At 39.2% G+C, this 5,439-nt stretch carries 4 protein-coding genes and 1 tRNA gene; 2 read left to right on the top strand and 3 right to left on the bottom strand.

What is annotated here, in order from left to right; translation table 11 throughout:
* Positions 1–27 precede the first annotated feature (27 nt).
* Together AAV96_RS00610 and AAV96_RS00605 are read right to left on the bottom strand one after the other, a co-directional pair.
* Positions 28–117 (bottom strand) — tRNA-Ser (locus AAV96_RS00610).
* A gap of 86 nt (positions 118–203) precedes the next feature.
* Positions 204–2,234: an NADPH-dependent 2,4-dienoyl-CoA reductase gene (locus AAV96_RS00605; protein WP_046737912.1), complete on the bottom strand. Its 2,031-nt coding sequence runs from the start codon at positions 2,232–2,234 to the stop codon at positions 204–206.
* A 277-nt stretch (positions 2,235–2,511) separates the two neighbouring features.
* On the opposite strand from AAV96_RS00605, the gene argG reads away from it, so the two are divergent.
* A complete protein-coding gene (argG, locus tag AAV96_RS00600; protein ID WP_171066563.1) occupies positions 2,512–3,870 on the top strand; it encodes an argininosuccinate synthase in 1,359 nt (452 codons plus the stop codon).
* 193 nt (positions 3,871–4,063) lie between these two features.
* A complete protein-coding gene (locus AAV96_RS00595) occupies positions 4,064–4,747 on the top strand; it encodes a pirin family protein (RefSeq protein WP_046737911.1) in 684 nt (227 codons plus the stop codon).
* Between the two features lie 48 nt (positions 4,748–4,795).
* On the opposite strand, the gene AAV96_RS00590 is transcribed toward AAV96_RS00595, so the two are convergent.
* Positions 4,796–5,026 (bottom strand): hypothetical protein, encoded by a 231-nt coding sequence (locus AAV96_RS00590; protein ID WP_046737910.1) that lies wholly within the window; start codon positions 5,024–5,026, stop codon positions 4,796–4,798.
* Positions 5,027–5,439: the final 413 nt, after the last annotated feature.

Here is a 5,439-nt window from a genome sequence, read left to right as displayed (position 1 = left end):
GTAAAAACAAGGGCTTATTTAGATATTTGGCGGAAGCGGTGAGATTCGAACTCACGGAGGACTCACACCCTCGTCGGTTTTCAAGACCGGTGCATTAAACCGCTCTGCCACGCTTCCATGTGCGTAAGAATACAAAGCTTGTTCTCTTTATTCAAGAGAAATTTAACTGCAATGTATTCAAATGCATAATGTTTCATCAATTATTAGAGTTTAGCAGCCAATTCAGCCCCTTCGCGGATTGCACGCTTCGCATCTAGCTCAGCAGCAAGCTTCGCACCACCAATAATATGATAGTTCGCTAAAGTATTTTCACCATCTTTAGGCATTAAATCTTTTACAGATTCTTGCCCAGCGCACACGACAATTGTGTCTACACGCAATAACTGATCGTGACCATTATGCTCAACCCATAATCCTTCATCAGTCACCGCTTTGTACTGCACACCACGAAGCATACGAACCGCATGTTTTTTCAATTGTGCACGATGTACCCAACCTGAAGTCTTACCTAAGCCAACACCTAAAGGTGTAGTTTTGCGTTGTAATAAATAGATCTGGCGAATTGGCATTTCAACTTCTGGACGTTGCATCCCACCTTCAGAAATATAATTAGGGTTTGGATCGACACCCCATTCACGTTGCCATTCTGCTAAAGGTTGAGGCTGAGGTTGATGCGGTGGTTTTAATAAAAACTCTGATACATCAAAACCAATTCCCCCTGCTCCAATTACAGCAACTTTTTGTCCAACTTCTGCACCTTTAAGTACTTCAGCATATGACAATACTTGTGGTGCAGTACTACCCTGAATTTTTAATGCACGAGGAACTACGCCTGTAGCCACAATAACTTCATCAAAACCTTCTCGTTCAAGCTGTTCACGGCTTACGCGCGTATTTAAACGCAAATCGACACCTGTTTGCTTGATTTGCACCTTAAAGTAACGAATGGTTTCGTGGAATTCTTCTTTTCCAGGAACAACTTTCGCTAAATTAAACTGACCACCAACATCATTACTTGCTTCAAATAAAGTGACGGCGTGACCACGACTTGCGGCAACTGTTGCAGCTGACATTCCAGCAACACCACCACCAACAACCGCAATACGTTTAGGTTTTTTAGTTTTGATATAAACTAATTCTGTTTCAAATGCTGCACGTGGGTTTACAAGACAGGTTGCACGTTGATTCTTAAAGCTGTGATCTAGGCAAGCCTGGTTACATGCGATACACGTATTAATTTCATCTACACGATTGGTTGCAGTTTTATTTACCCAATATGGATCTGCCAATAATGGACGCGCCATTTGGACCATATCGGCTTTACCAGAAGCAATAATATCTTCAGCAGTATCAGGCATATTGATACGATTTGATGCAATTACAGGAATAGAAACATGCTGTTTTACAAAAGCGGTGTAATCTGCAAATGCTGCACGAGGTACTGAAGTCACAATCGTTGGTACACGCGCTTCATGCCAACCAATTCCAGTATTTAGTAAAGTAACACCTGCTTTTTCTAATGCTTTAGCAACAATCGTTACTTCTTGCATCGTATTACCGTCATGCACTAAATCAAGCATTGATAAACGGAAACAAATAATAAATTTCTCGCCCACTTTCGCACGAATTGCTTTGACAATTTCAACTGCAAAGCGCATACGATTTTCGATATCACCACCCCAACGATCACTACGTTGGTTCACATGTCGGCTTAAAAACTGATTCAGCAAATAACCTTCTGAACCCATGATTTCAACGCCATCATAACCCGCTTTCTTCGCAATACTCGCACAACGTGCGTAATCTTGAATCGTATCCAAAATATTTTGATTGCTCATTTCACGCGGTTTAAATGGTGAAATTGGCGATTTAACAGCACTCGAAGAAACTACAAAAGGTTGATAGCCATAACGCCCAGAATGCAGGATTTGCATTAAAATTTTTGCACCATGCTTATGGACTGAATGCGTCACTAAACGATGCTGTGGAATATCCATTAAACTATTCATTGTACCGCCAGCTGGTAATAACCAACCTTGGCGATTTGGAGAAATACCGCCTGTGATGATTAAGCCTACACCACCTTTTGCTCTTTCTTCAAAATAAGCTGCAAGTTTAGGGTAATTAAAGAAACGATCTTCTAAACCTGTGTGCATAGAGCCCATTACTACACGGTTTTTAATTGTCGTAAACCCTAAATGTAATGGTTTTAAGATATTTGCATAGCTAGTCATGGTATTCCTTCTGTATTTATTGGCTTTGCAACTTGTTGCATAGTACTTTAACTGAATTTTTATATGTGTTTATGACTCTTTTCAAGAAAATGCTGACACTAAAGTCAAAAGTAATGTAACTATTTTGATTTCCAATCTAAAAAAACAAAAATCAAATGTATTAGAACATAATTTTTCTGCTTAGTTTTTCTTTCAGGAAAACAAGCTCCATGAAAAGTGTTACAATAGTTCCGATTTTTTATTCTCAAGACTACCTATTCGGAGTCTTTACTAATAAATGTTAGGACAAGCAATGACTGATAATGCAACTATCTTGCAGCACGTACCTGTAGGCAAAAAAGTTGGGATTGCCTTTTCTGGTGGTCTCGATACTTCAGCAGCTTTATTGTGGATGAAGCAAAAAGGCGCAGAGCCTTATGCTTATACTGCAAACTTGGGTCAACCTGATGAAGATGACTATGATGCAATTCCAAAGAAAGCTGAACAATACGGCGCAGTCAAAGCTCGATTAATCGATTGTCGTTTACAACTTGCACTTGAAGGTATTGCAGCAATTCAATGTGGCGCATTCCACATTAGTACTGGTGGCGTTCCTTATTTCAATACCACACCTTTGGGTCGTGCAGTTACAGGTACGATGCTTGTAACGGCGATGAAAGAAGACGACGTCAACATCTGGGGTGATGGTTCTACTTATAAAGGTAACGATATTGAACGTTTCTATCGTTATGGTTTATTGACTAACCCTGCCCTCAAAATCTATAAGCCTTGGTTAGACCAAACCTTTATTGATGAGTTAGGCGGTCGTGCCGAAATGTCGCAATTCTTAATCGACAACGGCTTTGACTATAAAATGTCAAAAGAAAAAGCATACTCAACTGACTCAAATATGTTGGGGGCAACGCATGAAGCAAAAGATTTAGAATACCTCAATGCGGGTATTAAAATCGTAGACCCAATTATGGGCGTTGCGTTCTGGAAAGACGACGTTGACATCCAGCCAGAAGAAGTGAGCATTACTTTTGAAGAAGGTATGCCAGTTGCGTTAAATGGCCAACGTATTGAAGATCCAGTTGAATTCATTCTCGAAGCGAACCGTATCGGTGGTCGTCATGGTTTAGGTATGTCTGACCAAATCGAAAACCGCATCATCGAAGCGAAATCTCGTGGTATTTATGAAGCACCGGGTATGGCTTTGTTACACATCGCGTATGAGCGTTTAGTAACTGGTATTCATAACGAAGATACGATTGAACAATACCGCATTAATGGTTTACGTTTAGGTCGTTTACTTTACCAAGGCCGTTGGTTCGATTCACAAGCATTAATGCTACGTGAAACTTCACAGCGTTGGGTTGCTAAAGCCATTACTGGTACCGTAACTTTGGAATTGCGTCGTGGTAATGACTACACCATCATGAACACTGAATCTCCGAACCTCACCTATGAAGCTGAGCGTTTAACTATGGAGAAAGGTGATTCAATGTTTACGCCAATGGATCGTATCGGTCAGTTAACAATGCGTAACCTCGACATTACTGATACCCGTGCAAAACTCGGTATCTATACTGAAACAGGTTTACTTGCTGTTGGCCAAGGTTCTGCAATTCCACAGTTGGAAAATAAATCAAAATAAAAGATTGGTAAATTCGTTGACCAACTTGAAAAGGCTGAATATTTGATTCAGCCTTTTTTATTATTTGAAATAAAAAGTTAAACATTTAATCATTTCATTTTTAGGACAATATGTCGCAATAAAAGACTATCTATCACCATTATGAATCGATACTATAAACATCAAGCAAAACATAATAATTGGGAGATGAAAGATGAATGCTTATCTACATCGAAGTGAAAATCGTGGTCATGTCAAAGCAGGTTGGTTAGACACCTACCATAGCTTTTCATTTGGTAGCTGGTATAACCCGAAATATATGGGCGTCAGTGCGCTTCGCGTGATCAATGATGATACGGTTGCTGCACATAATGGCTTCGGTACTCATCCCCATGACAACATGGAAATCTTGACCTGTGTACTTGATGGCACCATTTCCCATAAAGACAGTATGGGCAATGAAGGTCAAATCAATGCAGGTGAATGGCAGTTGATGAGCGCTGGAACTGGGGTCACCCACAGTGAAATGAACAAGCACGATAAAGCGGTGCATCTGTTACAGATTTGGATTCAACCGAATGTGCAAGATGCTGAACCGACTTATCAGCAAATTCAACTGAATCCGAAAGATCATCCAAACCAATGGCATTTGATTGCTGGTGATGCATCTGCGCCAATGTCGATTCGTCAAAATGCGGAAGTGAAAACTGCTGTCATTGAGAAAGATCAACATTTAGAAATTACAGCACGGAAAAAAGTCAACTATGTGCATGTGATTTCAGGTGAAGTAATGATTGCCAATCATTTGGTGAAAGCGGGTGATGCTTTGGTATTCGATGAAACTGCAACCATTACTGCATTGCAAGACAGCCAAATGATTTGGTTTGACCTACCTTAAACCCAGTTTAGCTTGTGCCTCTTGCCCCTCAAGGGGTACAAGCTTTTTTTAATCATTGCTACTACTATCACAACCACTTGAATCTGAACTGGAATCATCATTAGAACTACATTCATCAGAACGTCTGAAATCATTATTTTGAGATGAGTCACAAGAAGAAGTTGTTGTTGAATATGGCTGGCTATAATCCGCACTATCTTCTGTAGCGTCAGTTCTCTTTGCAAAAAAGAATAATAAAACCAAACCAATAATAACCATTAAAATAATAAACATCAGCATCACAATCCCCTATTGCTCCTCCAATCTTTATTTCACTATAGCCAAAATTTTATTCAAAAAATAATCGGCATTAAAAAAGCCCGATTAACGGGCTTTTCTACAACCTTGAACATTTTTAAAAACGATCTAAACCGTTTCGTTCGTTGTTAGCTGTGTATTTAGGTTGTCATATCTTTATTCATTTGGGTAAGATTTCTCTTAAATCCCAAATAGTATATGACTTCCTTATTGATTAAATTATCACCAATATTAAGGTTAGTCAAGATTCTAATATCTGATAAAAATTGTTCAAGTATAATTAGTATAAGAAACTCATTCTACATTGCAATTCAAGCGAGTTATTCTTCTAAGCAAGTATTTGTGATATTAATAAAGAAGCCCTAAATTTTCTCAATTTAGGGCTTCTTTATTAA

Origin of the sequence: Acinetobacter sp. AG1 (assembly GCF_001005525.1) — a bacterium.
GTDB classification, from domain to species: domain Bacteria; phylum Pseudomonadota; class Gammaproteobacteria; order Pseudomonadales; family Moraxellaceae; genus Acinetobacter; species Acinetobacter modestus.
The sequence above is the reverse complement of the archived record's forward strand: the minus strand, read 5'-3'. Positions and strand labels throughout refer to the sequence as shown.

Bases quoted from the DNA above. Each gene is read 5' to 3' on its own strand.
- argG (WP_171066563.1), top strand. From the start codon at position 2,512: ATGTTAGGACAAGCAATGACTGATAATGCAACTATCTTGCAGCACGTA.
- AAV96_RS00590 (WP_046737910.1), bottom strand. From the start codon at position 5,026: ATGCTGATGTTTATTATTTTAATGGTTATTATTGGTTTGGTTTTATTA.
- AAV96_RS00605 (WP_046737912.1), bottom strand. From the start codon at position 2,234: ATGACTAGCTATGCAAATATCTTAAAACCATTACATTTAGGGTTTACG.
- AAV96_RS00595 (WP_046737911.1), top strand. From the start codon at position 4,064: ATGAATGCTTATCTACATCGAAGTGAAAATCGTGGTCATGTCAAAGCA.